The organism is Bacteroides sp. 14(A), assembly GCF_000526555.1.
GTDB lineage: Bacteria > Bacteroidota > Bacteroidia > Bacteroidales > Bacteroidaceae > Bacteroides > Bacteroides cellulosilyticus.
The window spans coordinates 1,263,675-1,288,458 of sequence record NZ_JAGH01000002.1; the positions used below are offsets into that span (position 1 = coordinate 1,263,675).

The 24,784-nt window shown below is 40.6% G+C and carries 14 protein-coding genes; 6 read left to right on the top strand and 8 right to left on the bottom strand.

The features are described from left to right. Positions 1 to 16 precede the first annotated feature (16 nt). The 5 genes from K429_RS0112205 to xerD all read right to left on the bottom strand — a co-directional run bounded on the left by K429_RS0112205 (position 17) and on the right by xerD (position 8,953). Positions 17 to 3,037, bottom strand: coding sequence for a TonB-dependent receptor (locus K429_RS0112205; protein WP_026367101.1), 3,021 nt, complete (start codon positions 3,035 to 3,037; stop codon positions 17 to 19). Positions 3,038 to 3,434: 397 nt separating this feature from the next. After that, positions 3,435 to 4,973, bottom strand: a complete 1,539-nt coding sequence (locus K429_RS0112210) for a YifB family Mg chelatase-like AAA ATPase (RefSeq protein ID WP_026367102.1) — start codon at positions 4,971 to 4,973, stop codon at positions 3,435 to 3,437. 7 nt (positions 4,974 to 4,980) lie between these two features. Further along, complete coding sequence (locus K429_RS0112215) at positions 4,981 to 6,033, bottom strand: TlpA disulfide reductase family protein (protein WP_026367103.1); 1,053 nt, start codon at positions 6,031 to 6,033, stop codon at positions 4,981 to 4,983. Between the two features lie 139 nt (positions 6,034 to 6,172). Further along, entirely contained in the window at positions 6,173 to 7,864 is a 1,692-nt protein-coding gene (locus tag K429_RS0112220; protein WP_007219254.1) for a tetratricopeptide repeat protein, read from the bottom strand. Positions 7,865 to 8,002: 138 nt separating this feature from the next. Continuing rightward, positions 8,003 to 8,953 (bottom strand): site-specific tyrosine recombinase XerD, encoded by a 951-nt coding sequence (gene xerD, locus K429_RS0112225; protein WP_022209448.1) that lies wholly within the window; start codon positions 8,951 to 8,953, stop codon positions 8,003 to 8,005. A 210-nt stretch (positions 8,954 to 9,163) separates the two neighbouring features. On the opposite strand from xerD, the gene aroQ reads away from it, so the two are divergent. From aroQ to K429_RS0112240, 3 genes are all read left to right on the top strand, one after another. Beyond that, positions 9,164 to 9,586 (top strand): type II 3-dehydroquinate dehydratase, encoded by a 423-nt coding sequence (gene aroQ, locus K429_RS0112230; RefSeq protein WP_026367104.1) that lies wholly within the window; start codon positions 9,164 to 9,166, stop codon positions 9,584 to 9,586. A gap of 45 nt (positions 9,587 to 9,631) precedes the next feature. After that, positions 9,632 to 11,089: a pyruvate kinase gene (pyk, locus tag K429_RS0112235; protein WP_007211772.1), complete on the top strand. Its 1,458-nt coding sequence runs from the start codon at positions 9,632 to 9,634 to the stop codon at positions 11,087 to 11,089. Positions 11,090 to 11,168: 79 nt separating this feature from the next. Further along, positions 11,169 to 11,798, top strand: coding sequence for an O-methyltransferase (locus tag K429_RS0112240; RefSeq protein WP_007211773.1), 630 nt, complete (start codon positions 11,169 to 11,171; stop codon positions 11,796 to 11,798). 1 nt (position 11,799) lies between these two features. Here K429_RS0112240 and K429_RS0112245 read toward each other — a convergent pair whose 3' ends face one another. Together K429_RS0112245 and K429_RS0112250 are read right to left on the bottom strand one after the other, a co-directional pair. Continuing rightward, the gene (locus K429_RS0112245) at positions 11,800 to 13,743 is read right to left on the bottom strand and encodes a histidine kinase dimerization/phospho-acceptor domain-containing protein (RefSeq protein WP_026367105.1); all 1,944 of its coding nucleotides are present in this window, start codon (positions 13,741 to 13,743) and stop codon (positions 11,800 to 11,802) included. After that, positions 13,740 to 14,813 carry a sensor histidine kinase KdpD gene (locus K429_RS0112250; protein WP_007211775.1) on the bottom strand — a complete coding sequence of 358 codons (1,074 nt, stop codon included), beginning with the start codon at positions 14,811 to 14,813 and terminating at the stop codon, positions 13,740 to 13,742. Before K429_RS0112250 ends, K429_RS0112245 begins: the two co-directional genes overlap by 4 nt. Positions 14,814 to 14,953: 140 nt before the next feature. Here K429_RS0112250 and rbfA point away from each other — a divergent pair, with 140 nt between their 5' ends. The 3 genes from rbfA (at position 14,954) to K429_RS0112265 (ending at position 20,281) form a co-directional block, all read left to right on the top strand. Further along, positions 14,954 to 15,286, top strand: a complete 333-nt coding sequence (gene rbfA, locus K429_RS0112255; protein ID WP_007211776.1) for a 30S ribosome-binding factor RbfA — start codon at positions 14,954 to 14,956, stop codon at positions 15,284 to 15,286. Continuing rightward, a complete protein-coding gene (locus K429_RS0112260) occupies positions 15,283 to 16,515 on the top strand; it encodes an FtsX-like permease family protein (RefSeq protein ID WP_026367106.1) in 1,233 nt (410 codons plus the stop codon). Before rbfA ends, K429_RS0112260 begins: the two co-directional genes overlap by 4 nt. Before the next feature lie 262 nt (positions 16,516 to 16,777). After that, positions 16,778 to 20,281, top strand: coding sequence for a glycosyl hydrolase (locus K429_RS0112265; RefSeq protein ID WP_026367107.1), 3,504 nt, complete (start codon positions 16,778 to 16,780; stop codon positions 20,279 to 20,281). Positions 20,282 to 20,366: 85 nt separating this feature from the next. Here K429_RS0112265 and K429_RS0112270 read toward each other — a convergent pair whose 3' ends face one another. Then, complete coding sequence (locus tag K429_RS0112270) at positions 20,367 to 24,416, bottom strand: response regulator (protein ID WP_026367108.1); 4,050 nt, start codon at positions 24,414 to 24,416, stop codon at positions 20,367 to 20,369. Positions 24,417 to 24,784 lie beyond the last annotated feature (368 nt).

Sequence of the window (24,784 nt, forward strand, 5' to 3'; positions counted from 1 at the left end):
GTCTTCTTTTAAGAGATTAGAAGTTAATATTTACACCAAACATAAAGGTGCGGGTACGGGGGTAAGTGGTATTACGCCAGTCGATACCCGGCTGTAAACCGCCAAGATTGATTTCTGGATCGACGCCCTTGTAGCCGGTCAATGTAAACACATTGTTGCAGGTAGCATAAATTTTCAGGCTGTTTACCCAGTCGCCCAGTTTACCGAAATCGTAGCCCAATGATAAAGAGGCTAGACGCAGATAAGATCCATTCTCGATATAACGGTCGGAAGGAGCTTGTGCACGTGTATCGGTAGCCTTTTGCATGGTAGCCACTTCGCTTAAGATATTCTTACCTGTATTGAGCAGAGTTACGTTATTGTAGAAAGCGCGTGTGGCATTGAAAATCTTGTTTCCTGCAATGCCCTGGAAGAAGGCGGTCAGTGACCAATTCTTATAGTTGAGAGTATTGTTCCACCCGAAGGTTACTTTGGGTTGTGCGGAACCTGCCTTGCGACGGTCGCCGTCGTTAGGAGAATCGGTGGTGCCTACCAGATTGCCGTCTTCGTCATAGTCGTTGAAGACGGAACCGCCTGCCTCGTTGTATCCTGCCCATTCCCAAAGGTAGAACTGTCCTACAGGACTACCAGGCATCAGGCGTTGCACGTTAGTGGTGGCATAACCTCCCAAATCCGGGTTACCATAGTCTTTGTAATTTACTGAGTAAGTATCATTAGACAGCGATTCCACGTTATTTTTGTTGTGTGAAATGTTCAAAGTAGTGCTCCAGGTAAAGTTTCTTGTTACTACAGGGGTGGCGTTGATAGTCAGTTCGATACCTTTGTTGCTAATCTCACCTACGTTCGCAGTCATTGTGCCGTAAGGATAACGGTTGGTAGAAACTGTATAATCAAAGATCAGATCTTTTGTGCGCTTGTCGTAGTATTCGATGGTACCGGTCAGTCGGTTGTTGAAGAATCCGAAGTCAATACCGACGTTGAACATGCCTGTACGCTCCCATTTCAGGTCTGGATTAGCATTTTTGGTAGCGGCCAGTGTACGGTAGCTGGAGGATGATCCTGTGACGGGATCCACGTAAGTGAACCAACCCGATGCACCGTAAGTTTGCTGTGCGGTATAGGCGTCAAATCCCAGTGAGTTACCGCTTACACCATAGCCTATGCGGAATTTCAGGTCATCAAACACTTTCTGATTCTTCATGAAATTTTCTTCTGTAATGCGCCATGCCAATGATACGGAAGGGAATGTACCCCAGCGGTTGTTCTTGCCGAAAGCGGAAGAACCATCGCGTCGTATGGTAGCTTGGAACAGGTACTTGCTGTTAAAACTGTAGTTTACGCGGCCATAGAATGAAATCATGCGCAGGGTTGAAAGTTTGTTGTCGCTATTAATACCGTCAATATCCATATTGTTGGCCAATCCCATATTGTAATATTTCAGGTAATCGTCGTAAAAGTTGTATACAGTTAAGCCGAAGCCATCATTATCATCGTTCTGCTCCCAAGAGTAACCGGCCATCAAACCCAGTTTGTGTTTGTCGGCAAATACATGGTCATAATTGACGTAAGTTTCCATCTGCTTCTTGATGTTTTCCTTGGTGCTGCGTGAAGCCTGACCGTGGCGGGAAGAGATGTTGGGAAGTTGTGACTGTGTAGTATTGTAGTTACTGTAAATATACTGTTCGTTTTGATAAGAAAGATTCAGATTCCAATCTAGTCCGTCAATGATGTGAAGGGTTGCTTTGGCAATACCTTGCAACATTTTCTCTTTTGTTTTGTACTGATCTTCATAGACCATTGACAGCGGGTTATAACTTTGTGAGATACTTGTATTAGCGTACCAGGAACCGTCTGCATTCTTTACAGGAACCAGCGGATTGTAATAGTACATGGCATCCAGTACACTCCGTCCCTGATTTTCGGTTGAGGCCGTTTGTTTGTTGGTTATGCTTGCATTTACACTAACCGACAAATCCAGATGATCTTTCAGAGTTTTGGTTTGCAAGAAAGAACGGGCTGTGATGCGATCCATTGAAGTTCCTCTCACAACACCTTCTCGGTCGATGTAGTTGAGAGATGCACTATAGGTGGTTTTTTCATTGCCACCGTTGATGGAGATATTATGATTGTGGCTGAAACCGGAACGCAATACTTCATCCTGCCAATTGGTGTCGGCCGGGTTGTTTACATCGTAGTAGGGGGAAAGGTCGACATTATTTGCGTTGGCATAGGCCAGAAGTTCGCTGGCATTCATCATGTCCAGAGTTTTCAAAGTATTATCTATAGCTACATAACCACTGTAGTTTACATTGGTTTTACCATTCTTGCTACCTTTCTTGGTGGTGACAATGATTACACCATTAGCGGCTTTTGAACCATAGATGGCTGTGGCACTGGCATCACGAAGAACATCGATGCTTTCAATGTCTTCCGGAGCAATAAGCGACAGGCTGACGCCCGGGACGCCATCGATTACGTAGTATGGTTCCATGGCTGCACCCTCGCGTAAAGAAGATGTACCACGCAGAGAGATAGATGCCGAGCCATTAGGGTCACTGGTATTGGCAATGGTCAATCCCGGAACTTTTCCTTGTAGCAGTTGCGCCGGATTAGTGTAGACACCTACGTTCAAATCATCTGCTTTCACTGTTGTGATAGAGCTGGTAACATCCTTACGCGTCATGCTACCATATCCCACTACTACTACTTCATCTAATGTTTGGGAATCTTCCTCCATTATTACATTAATAGCGCTTTGGTTCACTTGAACCTCTTTTTTAGTAAAGCCAATGAAAGTAAATATGAGGGTTTGCCCTCTTTTCACTTCTATAGAGTATTTACCGTCAAGATCGGTGATACAACCATTGGTGGTGCCTTTTTCTAATACATTGACGCCTGCCAATGGCTCACCGGATTTGTCTGTAACAGTACCGGTAACCTTGTTCTGGGCAAATGCTAAGGTACTACTTAGCAAGAACACTACAAAGAGCACGCTTTGCGCAAATGTCCTTTTTCTTTTTAATTGTACATTCAGCATAAAATAAAGTTTTAGTTATAAATTATGTTCTCTTCTTCTGTATATTTATAAATATTATTCTGGCTGCAAAAGTAGGCTGTACTTATTACAGATATATTTCAAGTGTATTACAAGATTATTGTAACATTTTGATATACAATTAGTTGAGATGAATGGAAGACAAAAGGATATTTGCTTTATATTACTATCTTTGGATAGATGTAATGTAAAGAATAAAGGCGGTCGTTCCATGTTGTCCTTTATTATAAGTGACAACTTTGGGAAAAAACGGGATAATGTCTTTGCCTCCATAGTATTTTAGATTTTGATTACTGCAAATCTAAGCCAATGAAGTTATAGTTAGGGAGAAAATGATGCAAATTAGGGGGAAAATAGTGAACTATTGTTTTTTTCTGGATTATCCCGCCCAGTCTTCTCTATCCAGATTCCTGTATCCGATGGCTTCTGCCAAATGTGAGGGCTGTATCAGGTCACTGTTTTCAAGGTCGGCAATGGTACGTGCCACTTTTAGTATACGGTCATAGGCACGGGCGGAAAGATTAAGCCTGTTCATCGCATTTTTTAGTAAGGTAAGACCTTTGTCATCCGGACGAGCATATAGGGAAAGTAGTTTGCTGCTCATTTGTGCATTACAGTAAACGCCCGGAATATCTGCATATCTGTTTTCCTGAATTTGTCGGGCGGAGATTACACGCTCCCGTATGATGGAACTTGCTTCTCCCGGATGTGCATCGGACATTTTCTCAAAAGGTACAGGAACTACTTCAATTTGTAGGTCGATGCGGTCAAGTAGAGGACCAGAGATACGATTCAGGTATTTTTGTACTTGTCCCGGACTGCATACACAAGCTTTTGTCGGATGATTGTAATATCCGCAAGGACATGGGTTCATAGAGGCTACCAGCATAAAACTGGCAGGGTATTCCACATTGCTTTTCACACGGGAAATGGTGATCTTTCGGTCTTCCAGCGGTTGGCGGAGGACTTCCAGTACGCTGCGATTGAATTCCGGCAATTCGTCCAGAAATAAAATACCATTATGGGCAAGGCTGATTTCTCCCGGTTGTGGGTAACTGCCTCCACCAGTCATGGCTACTGTGGAGATGGTGTGATGCGGATCGCGGAACGGGCGTTTTGAAATAAGCCCCGTATTGTTTTGCAGTTTTCCTGCCACAGAATGTATTTTTGTAGTTTCAAGGCTCTCTCCCAGGGACAGCGGGGGAAGAATGGATGGTAATCTTTTGGCAAGCATGGATTTTCCGCTTCCCGGGGCACCAATCAGAATAATATTATGTCCCCCTGCCGCTGCCACTTCCAGTGCACGTTTTACGTTTTCCTGTCCTTTTACATCTGCGAAGTCCAGATCAAAGCTACTTTGTTGTGCATAAAACTCTTCGCGGGTGTTGACGATGGTAGGAGTGAGTTCCTGCTTCCCATTGAAGAATTCTATTACCTCTTTGATGTTTTCAACTCCATATACTTGAATCTGATTGACTACAGCCGCTTCAAGAGCGTTCTGTCTGGGTACTATGATTCCCTCGAATCCTAATTCACGTGCTTTGATGGCAATGGGCAGAGCTCCCTTGATGGGTTGCAGGCTACCGTCAAGGCTCAGTTCGCCCATCATCAGGTAGCGGTTCAGCTTATCCGGTTGGATTACTTCTCCGGCGGCAAGCATACCAATGGCAAGTGGGAGGTCATAGGCGGAACCTTCTTTGCGGATATCAGCCGGTGCCATATTGATGATGATATTGCTGGTAGGTATCCGGTATCCATTCACTTGTAGCGCGGAAATGATACGTTGGTGGCTTTCTTTGACGGCCGAATCCGGTAGTCCGACAAGATAGAACATACAACCTCTTGAACTATTTACTTCGATGGCGATGAGAGTTGCGTCGATGCCTTGCACAGCCGCTCCGAAAACTTTGATTAGCACGTGTTTATTAGTGATTAGTGGTGAGTGATTTCTCCTTTTCTTTTTCAGCAATCTCTTTTAGCTTGTTCTCAATTGCTTTTTCATCCAGATTTTTACCTTCTATTCTTCCCGTAGGACTGAGAAGTATATTGGTAGGAAGCGTCTGTATGGCAAATTGTTTGATAATCTCTCCGCTCCAGCCGGAGAAATCACAGACTTGTTCCCATTTCAGCGTATCTGCTTTGATGGTTTCCTGCCATTTCTTTTTATCAAGATCGAGAGAAACGCCCAGCAACGCGAAGTTCTTATTCTTCTGCTCTTTCTTATAAATACGGCGGAACATGGCATTGTTTGCACGGCTGACCGTATCCCACGAAGCCCAGAACTGTATGAGCAGGTACTGATCTTTAAAGTTGGAGCGACTTATATCTTTTTCTTCCGCATTGCGTAGTCGGAAGTAGGGCGCCGATTTCCCTACAGCTACCTTTTCTTCTTCTTCAATCCGCTTCAGCAATGCATCCATAAAGGGACGGTCCTTCAGTTCTCCGGTCATCCGGTCGGCCAGTTTCTGGATTTGTGTCAAATCGGGTTGAGGGTTTTGCACAAAGTATTTATCAAGCAGATAGATACTGACTAATGAAGCAGGATGTTCAGTAATGAAATTCTCTGCTTTTTCTTCCAAAGCTTTTCCGGACGGGGTACCCAAGCCTTTCAGGTCCTGGTTGAAGTCTGTTAATTCTTTATTAGGGGCATTGCCGCTGATTTGTAAAGAGGATAGTTCGGCCATGGAGCCTTTTATTTGTATTTTATCTCCTTTATTCAGGAAAAGCGGGTACTCCGTTCCATCACTGAATAATAAGATTGTGGTGACTAACGTATCAGCAGAAAGTGTCGCGGAGAATTTATCTTTTTCGGCAATCAGTGTATCCATGCGGTCATGCATTCTGTCCGCACCATATAAATAGATGGTATCATTCCCCAATCCTTTGATTTCTCCACTGAGGCTGATACTATCGGTCTTCTTTCCACCACAGGCAGAGAGGCCGATTAATAGAAGATATAATAGACAGACGTTCTTCATCTCTAAATACTTTTTTGCGAAAGTACGGCTTTTGCAGATAATAAAAAAGAAATGCCCGACATTTCTCAACGCCGGGCATTCTACAGATATTTATTTATTTACTACTTAAAATCACTAATCGTAATTAGTGAAGAGCTTCTTACTGAATGATGCTCATGAAATCTGCATTCGTGAAGTACTTAGCAAATTCCAGATCAGAAGCTGCTTTCTTAGCTAATGAAGAATCTTTAGCTACAGCGCTCTTCAAGCTGCTGGTAACCATAGAAGAATTGTTAGTTCTTGCACCTAATACAGCCATCAGGTACTCAGTATAAGCGTCTGGCTTTTCTACACTTGCCAAAGTATTTTTAGCTTTGTTGTAGTCCTTAGCCAGGATCTGAGCCAAAGCGGCACTGTTAGATTTCGTGTTGCCGAATGCGCTTACAGCTCTGTCATATTGACCTTGAGCGATGTACAGGTTACCCAGAGCTTCGTTCAGTTCTTTTGCACCGGAAGCTTTGCTCAGGTAAGTTTCAGCAGCGGCTTTATCACCTTTCGTCAAAGCGATCAAACCAAGGTTCATGTTAACTTCAGGAGCATCCTTGATAGAAGCAGCTTTCTTGAAGTAGCTTTCAGCCTTGTCAAGGTTACCTGACTGGTAAGCCAGTTTACCTAAGTTATTGTAAGCACGATAGTCGTTCGGATAAATCTGAGTAGCTTTAGTGAAGATTACTTCTTGTTTAGCCGGATCATTAGTCAGAGTAGCTGCGTACAGCAATTCTTCCAGACTCAGCTGCTTAGCATCTGTGTTAGCCAGATTAGCGATTTCATCATCAGACTTACCAATGATTTCATAATTCAAAGTCAGACGAGAACGACGCAATTGCGGCAAGATTTCGTCAGCTAAGTTCTTGTAAACAGAAGAAATGTTCTTGATTTCCTGCTCTCTTTGTTCAGGATCAGAATACATAGACAGAACGCGAAGGATCAGTTCTTTATCTTGGATATTAGATTTAGATACCAATTCCTGGAAACCTTCCCAGTCCTGAGCAGTATATTTTGTATCGATTGCAGCGTCAATTTTTGCTTTCTTCAAGTTCTGGTTGATAACCTTTGCAGTGTTGTCCTGACGGTTTTCGGCCAACTTAGTGTTCAAGCTTACACCGCCATCAGGAGATGCATAAGCAGAAACTTCGATGTTGCTGATCTTCTTGTTAACAGCACCGTCTACGTTCTTCACTTCTTCGTTGAATTCCTTAGCGGTCTTCAATTCACCGGCACGGACGTTAGCTTGCTGAATCAAGAACATGATGTTAGCATCGTGTTTCTCCTTGATGATACGTTGGAAAGCGTCGTCACCGTTGGCAGGAGTAGCGCTGCTCAGCGTCTGCTCAACCATTTCAGAGGTAGAAATCACACCATCAGCTACTTTCACAGCAGGAATAGTTACTGTTTTGTTACCGATTGTGGCTTTAAATTCCAGATATAACTCTGATTTTGCCATTTCGGGAACATAATCGAAAGAAGTCTTCATAGTGTAGTTACCACCCATCTTGTATGAGATGGTCTGGTCGTTACCTTCTACTTTTTCTCCTTGGAATACGGCTGACTGTCCTTTAGCTTCTCCACCGTTCCATTTCAGAACCGGAGTTACTTCTACTACAGCTTTCTTGTTAAAATACTTTTCAGGGAATTTTCCGTTGATAGTGGCGGGAACTTTGCCACCAACAGCTTCAAGAACCTGAGGGGTCACGGTGAAATAATCAGAAGATAATTCACCCATTTTGCTGCTACAAGATGAAAGTGCAACAACCAGTGCCATTAACAAAGGCAGATACAATCTCTTAGTCATTTTAGGTATAAATTAATTGTTTGTAATTGAAATTAGTCTATTGGTTTCTCTTAGTGCCTATTACCACATGATAATAGCCTCGCAAAGATATTAAATCTCCCGGCACAATCTGAAAGGAATAGCCAATTTTATTATAATTTAATGAAATCCTGTCTCTTTTCTGTACTTGATGTTCCTTGGATGGTGTTCAATGATCTCACTCCGCAACATATTCCGGTCGATATGGGTATAAATTTCGGTTGTTGCGATGGACTCGTGTCCCAGCATACATTGTATGGCACGCAGGTTCGCGCCTCCTTCCAGCAAGTGGGTAGCGAAGGAATGACGGAAGGTGTGCGGGCTGATATTTTTGGTGATACCGGCTTTCTCCGCCAACTCCTTTATTAGGTGAAAAACCATGATGCGGGAGATACTGTTTCCCCAGCGGGCAAGGAATACATAATCTTCAAATCCTTTCTTTATTTTACCAACATTACGGTCGAGCAACCAGTATTTTATTTCTTTGATGGCACGTGGGGAAATAGGGACTAATCGTTGTTTGCTGCCTTTTCCTTCCACCTTAATAAAACCTTCATCGAAATAGAGCTCGGACAGCTTCAGATTACAAAGTTCCGAGACGCGCAGTCCGCAGCTGTATAGAGTTTCCAGAATGGCCCGGTTGCGCTGGCCTTCCTTTTTACTCATGTCTACAGTAGCTATGATGGTGTCTATTTCTTCTACGGTTAGTACTTCCGGTAGTTTAAAACCTATTTTAGGACCTTCGAGCAATTCACTGGGATCATCTTCCCGATAGTCTGCCATAATCAGGAAGTGGAAGAATGATTTTATTCCGGACATGATGCGTGCCTGGGAGCGGGGATGAATGCCGATGTCATGCAAGCCGGCAGCGAAACGTTGCAAGTCGTCCAGAGTGACTGACAGCATATCAATATTCTCTGCTTTCAAAAAACGCAGCAATTTATCAAGATCGGTCAGATAGGCATCAAGCGTATTGGCAGAAAGTGCTTTTTCTAACTTTAGATACTGCTGATACTTCCTGATAATCAGTGCTTCTTTCTCCTTATTTATTGTTTTTTCGTCTAATTTCATTTCTTTTTTCTACCTTTGTTCCCTGAATTTGAATGTTTTCCGGAACGTATCCGATCCGTATCTGCCCCGTATCTGCTCCGTGTCTATAGGCTTGGACTTACTACGGACCTGATACGGAGCTGCTACGGACTTACTACGGAGCAGGTACGGACTTCTTACGGAGTTGCTGCGGAGCTATAGTTCCGGAACAAAGGTATAAAAAATTGTGTTATGAGGATACAAATTATTAATGGCCCGAATATCAATCTGCTGGGCAAACGTGAACCTTCCATTTACGGCAGTGTTACTTTTGAAGATTACCTTGTCGAACTTCGTAAGAAGTATACTGATATACAAATAGACTATTTCCAGTCGAACATCGAGGGAGAGCTGATAGACAAGATTCAGCAAACCGGTTTTGATGTAGACGGAATTATCCTGAATGCAGGTGCTTACACCCATACTTCCATTGCTTTGCAGGATGCTATCCGTTCAGTGACTTCTCCGGTTATCGAGGTACATATTTCTAATGTGCATGCTCGTGAGGCTTTCCGTCATGTATCTATGATAGCTTGCGCCTGCAAAGGCGTTATCTGCGGTTTCGGATTGAACTCTTACCGCCTGGCGCTCGAAGCCTTGACCGGCGACGAGTAATTCGTAATTCATGATTTGTAATTAAACAAAAATAGGTATAAGATTATGTTATTGAAACAGACAAAAATCGTTGCAACCATTTCTGATAAGCGTTGCGATGTTGATTTTATAAAAGGCTTGTTTGAAGCCGGTATGAATGTGGTGCGTATGAACACGGCACATCTCGGCCGCGAAGGTTCGGAGATGCTGATAAATAATGTGCGTGCGGTGTCCAACCGTATAGCTATCCTGATGGATACTAAAGGTCCGGAGGTGCGTACTACCATCTGTGCCGATCCTATCGCTTACAAAGTCGGTGACAGAGTGAAAGTCGTAGGTGATCCAGATCTGGAAACTACCCGTGAATGTATTTCCGTTTCCTACCCTAACTTTGTGCACGATGTTGCCATTGGCATACACATCCTTATTGATGATGGTGATCTGGAAATGATTGTTGTGGATAAAACGGAAGATTATTTGGTATGTGAGATACAGAATGATGCTACTTTGGGAAGTCGTAAGAGCGTAAATGTGCCGGGAGTACGTATCAATCTTCCTTCTCTGACGGAAAAGGACCGTACCAATATTCTTTATGCCATTGAGAAAGACATCGACTTTATTGCTCATTCTTTTGTGCGTAATAAACAGGATGTTCTGGATATAAAGGAAATTCTGGATGCTCATAACAGTGATATCCGTATCGTGGCCAAGATAGAGAATCAGGAAGGCGTTGATAACATTGATGAAATCCTGGAAGTGGCTGACGGTGTGATGGTGGCTCGTGGTGACCTTGGTATCGAAGTCCCCCAAGAGCGTATTCCGGGTATTCAGCGTTTGCTGATTCGTAAATGTATCCTGGCAAAGAAACCGGTAATTGTGGCTACGCAGATGCTTCATACAATGATTACCAATCCGCGTCCTACCCGTGCAGAGGTAACAGATATTGCGAATGCTATTTATTACCGTACGGATGCTTTGATGCTGAGCGGTGAAACGGCGTATGGTAAATATCCGTTGGATGCCGTGAAGACTATGACAAAGGTGGCTGCACAGGCAGAAAAAGATAAATTGGCTGATAACGATATCCGTATTCCACTGGATGAGAACAGCAACGATGTGACTGCCTTCCTGGCGAAACAAGCTGTAAAGGCTACTTCGAAGTTGAAGATACGTGCGATCATCACTGATAGTTACAGTGGACGTACTGCCCGCAACCTTGCTGCATTCCGTGGTAAATATCCGGTGCTGGCCATCTGCTATAAGGAAAAGACAATGCGCCATCTGGCACTTTCTTACGGTGTGGAAGCTATTTACATGCCGGAACTTGCTAACGGTCAGGAATACTATTTCGCAGCTCTGCGTCGTCTGCTGAAAGAAGGCCGTTTATCAGAATCTGATATGGTGGGTTATCTGAGTAGCGGTAAAGCCGGAACACATACTTCTTTCCTCGAAATTAATGTAGTGGGAGATGCTCTGAAGTATGCGGAAGAAAGTGTATTACCCAATAAAAACAGATACCTTTAATAAATAATAAATTAAAAATGAAGAATGAAGAATTTTTGTGCAGTATAGCCTGATTCTTCATTCTTCATTCTTCATTTCTATGACCATAGACGAATATATCTTGCAGCATATTGACGATGAAGGAGATTATCTGAAGGCTCTTTATCGGGACACACACCTTAAATTGCTTTATCCGCGTATGGCATCGGGCCATTTACAGGGGCGGATGCTAAAGATGTTTGTTAAAATGATACGTCCTCATCGTATTCTGGAGATAGGGACATATAGCGGTTATTCTGCTCTTTGTCTTGCCGAAGGCTTACCGGAAGACGGCATGTTGTACACGTTTGAGATCAATGATGAGCAGGAAGACTTTACCCGTCCGTGGTTGGAAGGTTCTGAGTATGCGAATAAAATAAAACTCTACATTGGTGATGCGTTGCAATTAGTGCCGCAGTTGGGCATAACGTTCGATTTGGCTTTTATCGATGGAGATAAGCGGAAATACGTTGATTATTACGAGATGGTGCTTTCCAATCTTTCTGACGGAGGTTATATTATCGCCGATAATACCTTGTGGGATAACCATGTGCTGGAAGAACACCCCCGCAATAATGACTTGCAAACCATTGGCATCAAGGCTTTCAATGAACATGTAGCACATGATACACGCGTAGAAAAAGTAATCCTTCCCCTGCGGGACGGATTAACAATTATCCATAAGAAGTAATTCAGGATATCGGATATGTGATAGAGACAATCTTTTCCTCTCTCTTTTCTTCTACTTGATAACTCCCCTTGAACGTTTCCACATAGAGGCGGTTGATATTATGCAGGATATGTTGTTCCTGTTCGTCCTCCCAACACTGATAAAGAGGACTTCGCAGGATGATTATTTTCAGGTATTTGTCTTCCTGGCTTAAAGTATATTCCACTTCGCGTTTCTCTCCCTTATATTCTTGAGGGACTGATAAGAGTGAAGTAAGTAATTTCAGGAACCATTTACTGTCAGCCTTTATCTGCAACATTTCCAATTCTGTATTGAAGGTTGATTTCACAATGCCGGGAGTCTCCATATCCACAATCATTCTGGTTTCCCGACATAGTTGAACGGCATCGCATTCTTGAACGGTGAAGCGCATCATTCCTGCTTCAAGGCGTGATAAGTCGAGGATATTGTTTATGAGTTTTAGTAGTTTCGTTGAGTTGCTTTTTACAGCAATTGAATACTCTTCTATTTCTTCATCCGTTAAGTCATTTTCTGAAGATAGTAATTCAGAAAAACCGACTACAGTGTTCAAGGGTATACGTATCTCATAGGTGATGTTATGGAGGAAGCATTCTTTCATCTTGTCAGCGGCTTCCATTCTTTCGAAGGCTTTTCGGGTTTCCTTCTCTGCATGCCGTAACTGACAGCGAATATGATAGGCACGTATAATGACAAAAACTAATATTAGTAATATAATTGTACCTGCACCTACCTGTATATAACGATATCGTTTGGTCAGTTCTTCTTTTTCAAGTAAAGCTCTTCGGATTTTATAGTTGGCTTGATGGGCTTCTTTGTGCCGTTGTAGCATGTCCTGATTGAGAGAATCCCCTTTTATGGCTACCATTTTATACAGGTTGGCAGCATCTTTATAACGTCCGGTTTCCAGCAAGGCGTCTGCTTTTGATTTGAGTAAGTCGTTTTCGTTGAAAGGATCCGTTCCCCTACAGGCGGCCAATGCCAGGTCAAGCTCCCGGAAGCATTTGTCCCACTCTTTAGTGAGCTTATAATAAAATCCCCATAGGCTATGGTAGTTTATATAGGCACCGAGATACACATTATCACTATAATATTCTTCTGCCTTTTTCAGGTGCTGGATTAGTTTTTCCTGGTCTTTAGTAATCATATAGATTTTGCAAAACGATGTTTCTATTTCCAGAAATATTGTTTTGAATGTGTCTGATAGGGGAAGTCCTTTGGACACTTTTGTGAGAACATCCAGTTGCTTCTGATATTCACTGAGGGCTTGCGGATATTTTTCCTGTTTTTTATAAAGTTTAGCCAGATTTCCGTGTATTATTAATAGTCCATTTTCATTGGCCGTAGGATTATTCTCCAAAGCCTGTTTGTATATTTCGATGGCTTCGTCATACCGTCCGGCAAAATCATAGGCTTGTGCCAATGCAAGAGCCGCGATGAAGTTGCCTTTTTTATAATTGAGGCGGGTGGACTCATCTCTCATCTCTTGGGTTTGCATAATGGCATATTCGGTATCTCCCAGCGCACATCGTGCCTGAAGTACGGAAAGCCACATGGTATAGTAAAATGCATAATCCTTATACTGGTAGCTGGCCTCTTTCAGTATTAAAAGCCTTTTTTGCTGATTGAAAATATCTGCAAGATATTCATATTGGCGGCAATAGTCAAAAAGTGCCCATAACTCTTCTCCGTGTATTTGCTTCCGGCGGGCAAGCACAATTGCAGAATCCAGATATTCGGTAGCCGATTCCTGACCAATGTATTGCTGGAATGCATTTCTCAGAAATATGCAGCGGATGGAATCATTGGGTATGGTAGCGGCTGTCTGGAATATGCTGTCGCGCGCTTGCTGCTTCGTAGATGCATGTGTTTCTGTCAGGAAGGGTATGTCTGCCAGAAGCAGAATAAAGAGAATTATTTTTTTCATGCTTTGCCTGCTTGTTTTAATGGGTGAGTGAAGATGAAACGTGAACCGTTCGTATATTCCGGGTCTATCCAGATATTTCCACCAAGTTGGTCAATAATAAACTGGCAGATAGATAAACCGATACCTGTTCCCTGGGATTTCTCGTCTACCCGTTCGAAGCGGTTGAATATTGTAGGCTGTTTTTCCAATGGAATGCCACAACCGGTGTCTGTAACTGAGAATTGCGCCATACCCTCTTCATTTTGCTCTAACCGCAGGATAATACTGCCTTCTTTGGTGAATTTGGTGGCGTTGACTAAAATGTTGATCAGTACCTGGGGTAGGCGGAATATGTCTGTTTCTATTTCCAAAGAAGGCAGTGTTGTTTCGAAAGATAATGCAGCCTGTGTTTGTTTAATCCCTTCTACGGTTTGAATGATTCCTTCGCAAAGAGGAACAGCGTCGCATACCTTTAGGTCGAACTTCATGTTCTTTACGTCCAGGCAGGAAATATCCACTACATCGTTGAGCAGATTGATCAGTAGGCGGGAATTTAACTGAATGATTTCATAACATTGTTTCCGGGTATCTTCATCAATACCGGGGGTGGTCAGTACTTCAGAGAAACCGGACAAGGCATTTAAGGGGGTGCGGATTTCATGACTCATGTTCGAAATGAACAGGCTTTTATTTCGCGTGGATTTCTCTACTTCCTCTTGTGCCTGCTGAAGCTTCAGTTGCGATTGTATTAGCTTTCTACGTTGTTTTCTTAAATATACAACGCAGCCTATGGCAATGGCAATAAAAAACGGAAGGATGATGAGAGCTAATGAGAGCAAACGGTTCTGTTGCTGGCTGTTGGCAAGTTCCAGCTCATCGATTGAGTAGATTTTCCGCATATCCTTTACTCCACGGGAATTGATCTCCTCATAAACGGTATCTGATTTATGACTTAATTCTTTATACAATTTTGCAGCTTCTTCATACTGCTGTTCCTGCATTTTTTCATCTGCATCTTTCCAGCGGATATCCTCTTCTGCATAGGCAATGGATGAGAAAAATAGTAGTATTATCCAAACGTGTACTTTCATAAAGTAAGCTATTTTGTGATGTTGTTGCAAATGTAGTTTTTAATTAATGAAAAGCTACGTTTTGGTGCTAAAAAAAGTATAAATCATGAGTCTAACGAGATATTTGCGTAACTTTGCCTTTAAATATAGATAATTGATTTATGGAAACAACTCGTCAGAATAAAATAGCCCGTTTGCTTCAGAAGGAATTGAGTGACATTTTCCTGTTGCAAACTAAATCCATGCCGGGAGTACTGATCTCTGTCAGTGCTGTGCGTATCAGCCCGGACTTGAGTGTCGCACGTGCTTATCTGAGTATCTTCCCTTCGGAAAAGGCGGAAGAGATAATAAAGAATGTCAATGATAATATGAAGTCTATCCGTTATGAGTTGGGGACCCGTGTGCGTCATCAGCTTCGCATCATTCCGGAACTGAAGTTCTTTGTGGATGATTCACTGGATTATCTTGAAAAAATAGATGAATTGTTGAAGTGAACCTTCCCTTCTACATAGCCCGGCGTTATCTCTTCTCCAAGAAGAAACACAATGCTATCAATATCATTTCCGGCATTTCGGTGTGCGGAGTGGCATTGGCTACGTTGGCGCTGGTCTGTACACTGTCCGTATTCAATGGTTTTCAGGATATGGTAGCAGGGTTCTTTACAGCCTTTGATCCGGAATTGAAAATTACGATTCGTGAGGGAAAAGTCTTTGAACCGCAGGGGGCAGCATTTCAGGAAGTGCGCTCTTTGCCAGAAATTGCTGTCTGGACAGAGACGCTGGAGGAGAATGCCATGGTGCAATATAAGGACCGTCAGGCTATGGCTATTATTAAAGGGGTGGAAGATAACTTCGAGGAGCTTACGTCTATTGATAGTTTGCTGTACGGTGCAGGTGAGTTTATCCTGCATGACTCTATCGTAGATTATGGCGTATTGGGTGTGGAATTGATATCTGAGTTGGGAACAGGACTTCAGTTTGTTGATCCCCTTCAGGTGTATGCTCCCAAACGGAATGTACGCGTGAATATGGCTAATCCTTCCGCTTCTTTCAATCGTGATTACCTATTTTCTCCCGGTGTAGTGTTTGTTGTCAATCAGCAGAAGTATGATGCACGCTACATTCTTACTTCTCTTAGCTTTGCTCGTAATCTTTTTAATTATGACACGGAGGTGTCGGCTGTTGAATTGAAGTTGAAGCCGGGGACGGATGTTACGGCTGTGCAGAGAAAGATTGCTCGTATCCTAGGTGATGAATTTGTAGTACTAGACCGTTATGAGCAGCAGGCTGATGTGTTCCGTATTATGGAGATAGAGAAATTCATATCTTATCTTTTTCTCACATTTATTCTTGCGATAGCCTGTTTCAATGTGATTGGTTCTCTTTCCATGTTGATCCTGGATAAACGCGAAGACGTGGAGACTCTGCGTAATCTTGGAGCTGATGACCGCTTGATAGCCCGTATATTTTTGTTTGAAGGTCGGCTTATTTCCCTGTTCGGTGCACTTTCCGGTATTGTTCTTGGTCTGTTGCTTTGCTATATCCAGCAGCGTTTCGGCATTATTTCCTTAGGTGGTGGTAATGGCAGCTTTATTGTGGATGCTTATCCTGTTAGTGTGCATGTAACGGATGTAGTACTGATATTTATTACGGTGATTACTGTCGGATTCCTTTCGGTGTGGTATCCGGTGCACTATTTGACGCGGCGGTTACTGAAGAAATAATGTCTGTTGACGCAAGTGTCGAACCACTGGTTTTGTACTCAATCTAGCCATTAGTGTATTCATTTTGTATTTTGTGGGTTTAGATATCATTCTGGCAAGAACACATATATGTATCTGTTGTTGAGTTCCTATATTTGCATGTAGAGACAATTTGAGAATTGTTTTCAATATGGAATGTGGCAAAGGGAATTAAAAGGTTTTGTTCTCTTTGCTGCAAAGAAATGCAATGATTAATAGAATTCACCTAAAAATCTTTTTATTTATGGAACGACGCACCTTTCTTAAAATTTTGTCATCAGCAGGTATCGTTAGCTTGGTTAGTCCGACTTTTGCTATGGAAGTTTGTAAAAACAAGGTGTCTAAATCTTCTTCAGCTCTTCTCGAATCAGCTTTTCGTAATCCGCCTTTCTCTTCCGGAGTTTATACATGGTGGCATTGGATGAATGGTAATATAACTAAAGATGGTATAACCCGTGATCTTGAAGCCATGAAGGCAAATGGTATTGCGGGGTATCAATTGTTTGAAGCAGGAAGTGGCATCCCTATTGGTCCGGTAGAATCGCTTAGTGATGAATGGGTAGATCTTATTCTGCATACGCTCAAAGAATCAGAAAGGTTGGGTTTGGAGTTTGCAATGCACAACTGCCCCGGTTGGTCATCCAGTGGTGGTCCGTGGATCACTCCAGATAAAGCTATGCAAATAATAACGTGGAGCGAAACTAAAATAACGGGTGGAAAACAAGTCAGGATTCAGTTACCCACTCCCAAACATATGTTTGATTATTACATAGATACATATTGTTTGGCTATTCCGGCAAATATGAAAGTAATACCTAGGTTGTCAATTCTTGAATTATCAAATAGGCTTGATAAGGATGGTGTTTTAACTTGGGATGTTCCTACTGGTGAGTGGCTGATTATGCGTTTTGGACAAACAGCCAAAGATCAGAAGAATAAGTCAGCCCCCTCTAAATCAACCGGATTAGATTGTGACAAATTCAGTACAGAAGCACTGGATTATCATTTGAATTGTATGTTTAAAAGGCTGATGCCTGCAATGGAGAAAATAGCCAAACATTCTAAGATCGGTTTGCTAATAGATAGTTATGAAACGGGTGACCAGGATTGGACTTCCGACATGCCTGCCTATTTTGAACAAAGTCATGGGTATGAACTGTATCCATTTTTACCCGTATTAGCCAATAAAATAGTTGAGAGCGAGGAAAGTACAAAGCGTTTCCTGTTTGACTTTCGTCGAGTTAGAGCTGATATGTTTGCTGAACGTTACTATGGTCATTTTCAAAAGCGATGTAAAGAGAAGGGTATAATAACTTATACTGAGCCTTATGGAGGCAATATGATGGAAGAATTACAGGTGGCACAACAGCTTGACATTAATATGGGGGAATTCTGGTGTGGTCAGACTGTACTTTGGGCAAATTATAAGTATAATCGTACCGTCAAACAAGTAGCTTCAATAGCACATACGCTTGGTGGAAAGGTAGTTGGTGCCGAGGCTTTTACTTCTGAACCGGATGCGGATAAATGGTTGCAGTATCCATATGCTCTAAAGTCATTAGGTGATTATATGTTTACCCGAGGGCTTAGTAGAATTTATTTTCATAGATTTGCCCACCAACCACACCCTACTGCTGCTCCGGGAATGACGATGGGGGCGTGGGGGCTACACTTTGACCGTACCAATACATGGTGGAAACCGGGAAAAGCATGGATTGAGTATTTGAACCGTTGCCAGTACATTTTCCAGAGTTCAACTTTCTATGGTGATATTCTTTATCATAATGGTGATGATAGTTTTGGTAGCACTATTGAACCGGAACAAACCCTACTGGCCCCTCCGGAAGGATATGATTATGATATGGTAAATACTGAAATGCTGGACAAAGCACATATCAAGGATGGAAAGATTCTTTTTCCCGCTACACGTTTTGATGGCTATAAGCTCTTAGTGTTGCTTAAATCGGAAACAATGTCATTACATACGTTGCGGATACTGGCCCGATTGGTAGGTGAGGGAATGGTATTGGTTGGGCAAAGGCCACTGCATACCTTAGGTTTATGTGATGGAGAGAAAGAGAATGAGTTTGCTGCACTGGTGCAAAGAGTTTGGCAGCACCCGAACGTGCATGAAGGAAAAGATTTGCAAACCATTTTTAATCGGTTAGGTGTGTCTCCCGACTTTGTTTATCATTCTGAAGCAGGAAATTCATCTGTTCATGCTATCCATTATCAACAAGAAGGAGCCGAGATATACTTCGTTGCAAATCGTAAGCGAGCGCACGAGAAAGGAACGGCTCATTTCCGGATAAAAGGTTATATTCCGGAGTTATGGGATCCTTATACAACTGAAATTCTACAGTGCCCGGTCTATCGCACTGATAACGAGGGCGTAGAAATACCTCTTAATCTAACTCCTGCAGGATCCATGTTTGTTGTTTTTCGTAAAGTTGAGAAACAACGGAAGTACACAGATGTGAAATACAATGGTGTTTCTTTGTTTCCGACTATTGGAAATGTAGTGAAACAGGATTCTTTGTCTGCAAATTTTGGTATTACTTGTTGGATAAAGCCTGAGGTGGATATAGCCATGACGGAAGAACAGGAACTCGGTGATATGCGTGCCCGTTTTTTTGCTATTTATCCTTTGGAAGGAGAGCGACGGCATGGAAAAGGACATAGTTCCCTTGGGTTGTCAGTAGGTCGGAATGGAGTCGTTGTCTATGAACGGACTATACATAATAAAGCTGTATACCGAAATCCCAGACCATTATCGGGATGGACCCATTTTGCTTTAGTTTATCAGGATAACACACCGCATCTTTGGATAAATGGAGTATATGCCGGAGCAGGAACAACTTCAGACACAATCGTGCATCTTGAAACATCTCATTCGGATTTGTTGTGTAAAGCGGATGCTTATGAAGGAGGACTCTGCAATCTGTGTATCCATCCTTCCAGTATTGACAAAACAGAAATAACAAACCTTTATCAAAAAGGGATACCTGCTCCGTTTCATCCAAGTGAGCAGGTACTTTCATGGTTACCCAGTCATCGGTTTGTTGCATGGCAGGCTGGTGTTTATGAGTTTATTGCAGAACGTACAAGTATCCGTAAGCATGTTGATACTCTTCCTACATGTATTCCGTTAAAAGGCCCTTGGACTGTTCGATTCCCTCAAAATATGGGAGCATCTGAGGAAATAACTTTAGCCAGATTGCATTCATTACATTTAGAAGAGGATTTTGGGGTTCGTCATTTTTCGGGAACGATGACTTATCTCTATTCGTTATCTATAAATAATATCTATTTGCAGGACGATATTTGTTTGCGCTTGGATCTAGGTCGAGTAGAAGTACTTGCTGAAGTGTTGGTGAATGGAAAACGTGCTAGTATTTGTTGGGCACCTCCTTATGCCATTGATATACAGCAGCTATTGCACGAAGGAGATAATCTGATAGAAATTCGTGTAACAAATTTATGGGTTAACCGATTGATTGGTGATGAGTATCTGCCTGAAGAGAATGTTTATAATTATCAGGATATTCCAAATAAATATTCTACATTGCGCAACGGTGGTATCAAGAAATTTCCTGAATGGTATCTACAGGGTAAACCAAAGCCTGCAGGAGGTAGAATTGCATTTACAACTTGGAAACATTATGATAAGACTTCACCTCTTGTTGAATCTGGTTTATTAGGACCAGTCACCTTAACAGTTGGGAAAATAGAGAGTCTGAATATATGAGGTGCTCACTGAATATAAATTTGAGGCAAGAATGAATATTATTTTCATTCCTGCCTTAAGTTTTTGGTGTATATACAGGCTCTTTTTAGTTGAGAGAATCGTCTTTATATTTATTGCTCTCTCTGTATTCCTTGGGAGTTTGATTGTATCGTTTGCCAAACTCTTTATAGAAATGTGACCGATTTGTGAAAGCTGTCCGATACATGATTTCCTGTATAGTCAATGTTGTAGTTAATAGTAATTTGGCAGCATAATTTATTCTTTGTTCTTTGATGAAATCTTTAGGGGGGAGTTGATCCAGATTCTTAAACTTGCGATATAAATTTCTGCTGCTGGTTTGCATGGCTTCTGCAAGTTCCTCCGGACCAAATTCAGTGTTGTCCATATTTTCATTGATTAGTTCAACAGCAGTTTCCATGAATTTTTTGTCTTCCTGTTGTAACAACTGTCCACCACTAAATTCAAAGGCACTTGCTGAAGAGTTGTAGTATTGCTTTAATTCTTCCTGCTTTTTTAATAGTTGTTTGATGATACTCCTAAGATATTGAGTATTGAATGGTTTGGGGATGTAAGCGTCTGCTCCAGATTCTATACCCTCAATTTTTTCATCGGTTGTATTTTTTGCAGAGAGGATAATTAATGGAATATGCATTGTATGTTTGTTGCTTTTGAGTTGTTTGATTAAGGTGATTCCATCTATTTTGGGCATCATAATGTCTGTAATGATAAGATCCGGTGTCTTTTGTTTTAATAAAACAAGCCCTTCTTCACCATTTTCTGCCGTTAAAATGGAATATTCATCGGATAGTATATCTTTTAGCATCCACAGTAACTCTTTGTTGTCATCTATCATCAGAATGGTTGTTTCTGGTTGGTTGAATTCCTTTTCGTAATCACCTCTTTCAGTTGTTTCAATATTCGTATTGTTGCTTAGAGGTTCGGATTTAGGAATTTCATTCAATACATGTTCGGCTTCTTCTGTTACTTCAAGCTGTGGTAGGTTCACTATGAACTGAGCATATTGGTCTATTTCGCTTTTTACTTCAATAGTACCTTGCAGTAGTTCTACCATACTTTGACAAATGGCAAGTCCTAAACCATTTCTGGAAGAAAGTCCTTTAATGCTATTCTCCTGAATGTTATCAAGTACACTGTACCGGTTAAATATAAGTGGAATATTCTCTTTACAAATTCCTTTTCCTGTATTATAGACTTGAATATTTAGTTTATCTACCTCTATTTTTATGGATATACGTATTGTTCCATTTTCGGGGCTATATTTAAATGCATTCGAAATAAGATTATTTAGAATCTTAGTAAATCCGCTATAATCACTCTTCCATATAATATCTGGACTGATATCTGTTTCCAGATGGATTTGATTTTGTTCTGCCAACTCACCAAATGAATCTATAATGTCTTTTGCTAATTTGCTGATATTCAGTTCTTGTATATGGCATATTTGATTGCCGGTTTCCATGCGACGGAAGTCTATTACTTCTTGTATCAGGCTATTGAGACGCTCTGTATTTGATTTTATAATCTGGGCATATTTTTTAATGAAAACATCACTGTTCTCATGCTGCAGAATTCTTTCGCATGGACCATAAATCAGGGTAAGTGGTGTACAGAATTCATGTGTGATGTTGGTAAAGAAACGTAGTTTACCTTCATACATTTCTTCCTTATATTTTTCATTTAACTTTTTGGACATGGCGGCTTTTCTTCGTTCGTATTTCCGCCGGATATAATGCCAAAATCCCAATCCTACCCCAATAATCAATAATACATATATTATCTGGGCTGTAATACTCTGATACCAAGGGGGAAGAATGATGATACGGATACTTTTGATTAAATTGTCATTGCTATTTCCTCCATCATTGTATTTTACTTTCAATGTATAATCTCCGGGAGGGATATTTGTAAATTGCGCTTCATTAGAGCGTGTATCCATCCATACATTATTGAAATTTTCAAGTTTATAAGAATATCTGCAGTTCTCGCCATTAATAAAGTCTGTGGCTACAAAAGAAACTGCAAAGAAATTCTGATTATGGTTCAACACGATATTTTGAGAATTACTATCTTTTTTTTCAAACTCATGAATGTTATATTCCTTATTGAATATTCTTACTTTTGTAAAGTGAATATCAGGCACAAAGTTGTTTTTCTTTTTTTTCTCTTTTTTTATCCAGACTACGCCATTTACTCCTCCAAAAAAGTATCTGTTGTTTATTTTGTCTTGAAAATATGCATTATCACTAAATTCTGTTATATCTAAGCCCGTTCTATGATTAAAGTTCCTGAACGTATTCTTTTGGGAATCAAATAATATAATGCCGGTATTGCTGCTTAACCATAGATGTCCTTCTTTGTCTTCAATAATTCCGTGTATTGTATTATTGGGTAAACCTTCATTCTCATTAAAATTCTTATAGTCATAATTACCATTAGATGAGATTTTCAGTTTGGTTAATCCATAACTTGTACCTAACCATATATCTTCATGTTGGTCTTGATATATGCATAATATATCACTCATGGGGGCTATACCATTTCTATCAAAAGAAATGAAAGAATAATTTTCAGTGCGAGAATTTAATCTGATGACCCCATTACCACGCATTCCAATACAAATAATGGAGTCATTTTCTGGATATATAGAATATATTTGATTGTTTTTCTGTTTATGAGGAACATCAAAATTGAATGCTTGAATCTTTTTAGCTTCAAGGCCTTGTTTCTGTTGTTGAATGTTTATTTTTAATAAAGTATTTCCTGCACCTACCCACAATAGTGAGTCGTTTGTTTCACACATGGAATGTACATGGGAGATATTTTGATTAGTATTGTTAGCTAATGAGTGAATTTTATTGTCTGAAAAAGAGTAGTAATTTAATCCAGGTCCATTTGAACCGATCCATAAAATTGGATATACATTACTTGGTGCAAATGCAAAAACTTCATTATTCGTAAGTCCTTCTTGTGTTGTAAGGTGTATGACATTATCATTTGAATACTCTTTTGAAGTATCATAATGGTTGATCTTTATTATACCATTGTCTTTGGTTCCTAACCATAGAGTATTATATTTATCAGTGTAAACAGCGCGGATCGGCCTTTTCTTGCTGATCGGAAGTTCATTGAGCAATATATTAGTAAATGTATATTCGTCTTTTGTCCAGGCATATACCCCCTGCCCATCTGTACCAATCCAAATAATATCTTGTTGTTTATCTTTCCATAAAGAGAATATACCACAATTAATGTTGAACTTCTCTGCTTGGTAATTTTGTTCAGCCATAAGTCGTATAAGACCATTTGTCTCAAATCCGATAAGAACATCGTTGTCATCAAAAATAATGGCTCCAATTTTACCACTTTCCTGAATCAATTGCTTTAGCTTTCTGATAAAATGTAGTTTTCCTTTTTCTTTGTAAAATATGTTTCCTTCAGAATCCACCATAATTATTTTCTCGTCACTGTAAAAGGCATATTTTATAAGGTGGGGATGTGTAAAGTCCGGATGTCTGACAATTTGAGGATTATTTGTTTTTTTCCCGGATATGGTATACCTTTCCATTATACCTTTATGATTAATCCATATCGTATCTTGAGAATCAACAATAAAACTTGATACATTGTCTAATTCTTTCTCTTTATAGATAGGGAAGTTTATAAATTTATTGTCTAAGTTCGAATATAGAGATAATGTATTTGGTCTATTGAATACATATAAATAGTCTTGATTGTCTTTGGCAATATATGAATTTTCACCAAATTCATTATAATATTCCTCTATTGCATTACTTTTTTGCGATAGTTTGTTTAATCCCCATTTAGTGCTAATCCATAGGTAGTTATCTGTTTCTATGATTTTTCTGATGACATTGCTTGAAAGGCTATTTTGATTATTGATATCTGGCTTATAGACATATATTTTTTGACTATCATACATGTTGAGTCCATCATAAGTACCAATCCATAGGAATCGTTTCTCATCTTGAAATAAGCAAGTTACGGAACTGTTTGATAGACCGTCACGATTACTAATTTGCCTAAGGTTATGTGAACTGATATTTTGTATAGAACAAAATAGTAGCAACAAAGATATTTGAATATAATATTTCATGAGTAGTAGTCTTCTTGGCATTAATAACTTTAACTGGTCAACAAAGATAGTGCTCTGATCGAGTTTTCCCAAATTCTATTTGGTTGAATTTCTATTTTAATAAGATGAGATTTAGTTAAAACTTAAGTTTTATGATTGAGGGGATAACTCCCGTTAAAAGGCAGTTGTATTCGATTTCGCCATAAATGTATTCTCTTTGCGCATTGCGGATATAAGCATGATATTGGCGAGATCTTGTATATATGCGTATCGCTTATGCGCTAATTTTGCATGTAGAAACAACATTAAACGTTTTCAATAGTGTATTAGTTTTTTTTTATGGGTATTGAGAAAAGATACTATATTATTAATTTCTAAAAATAACGATG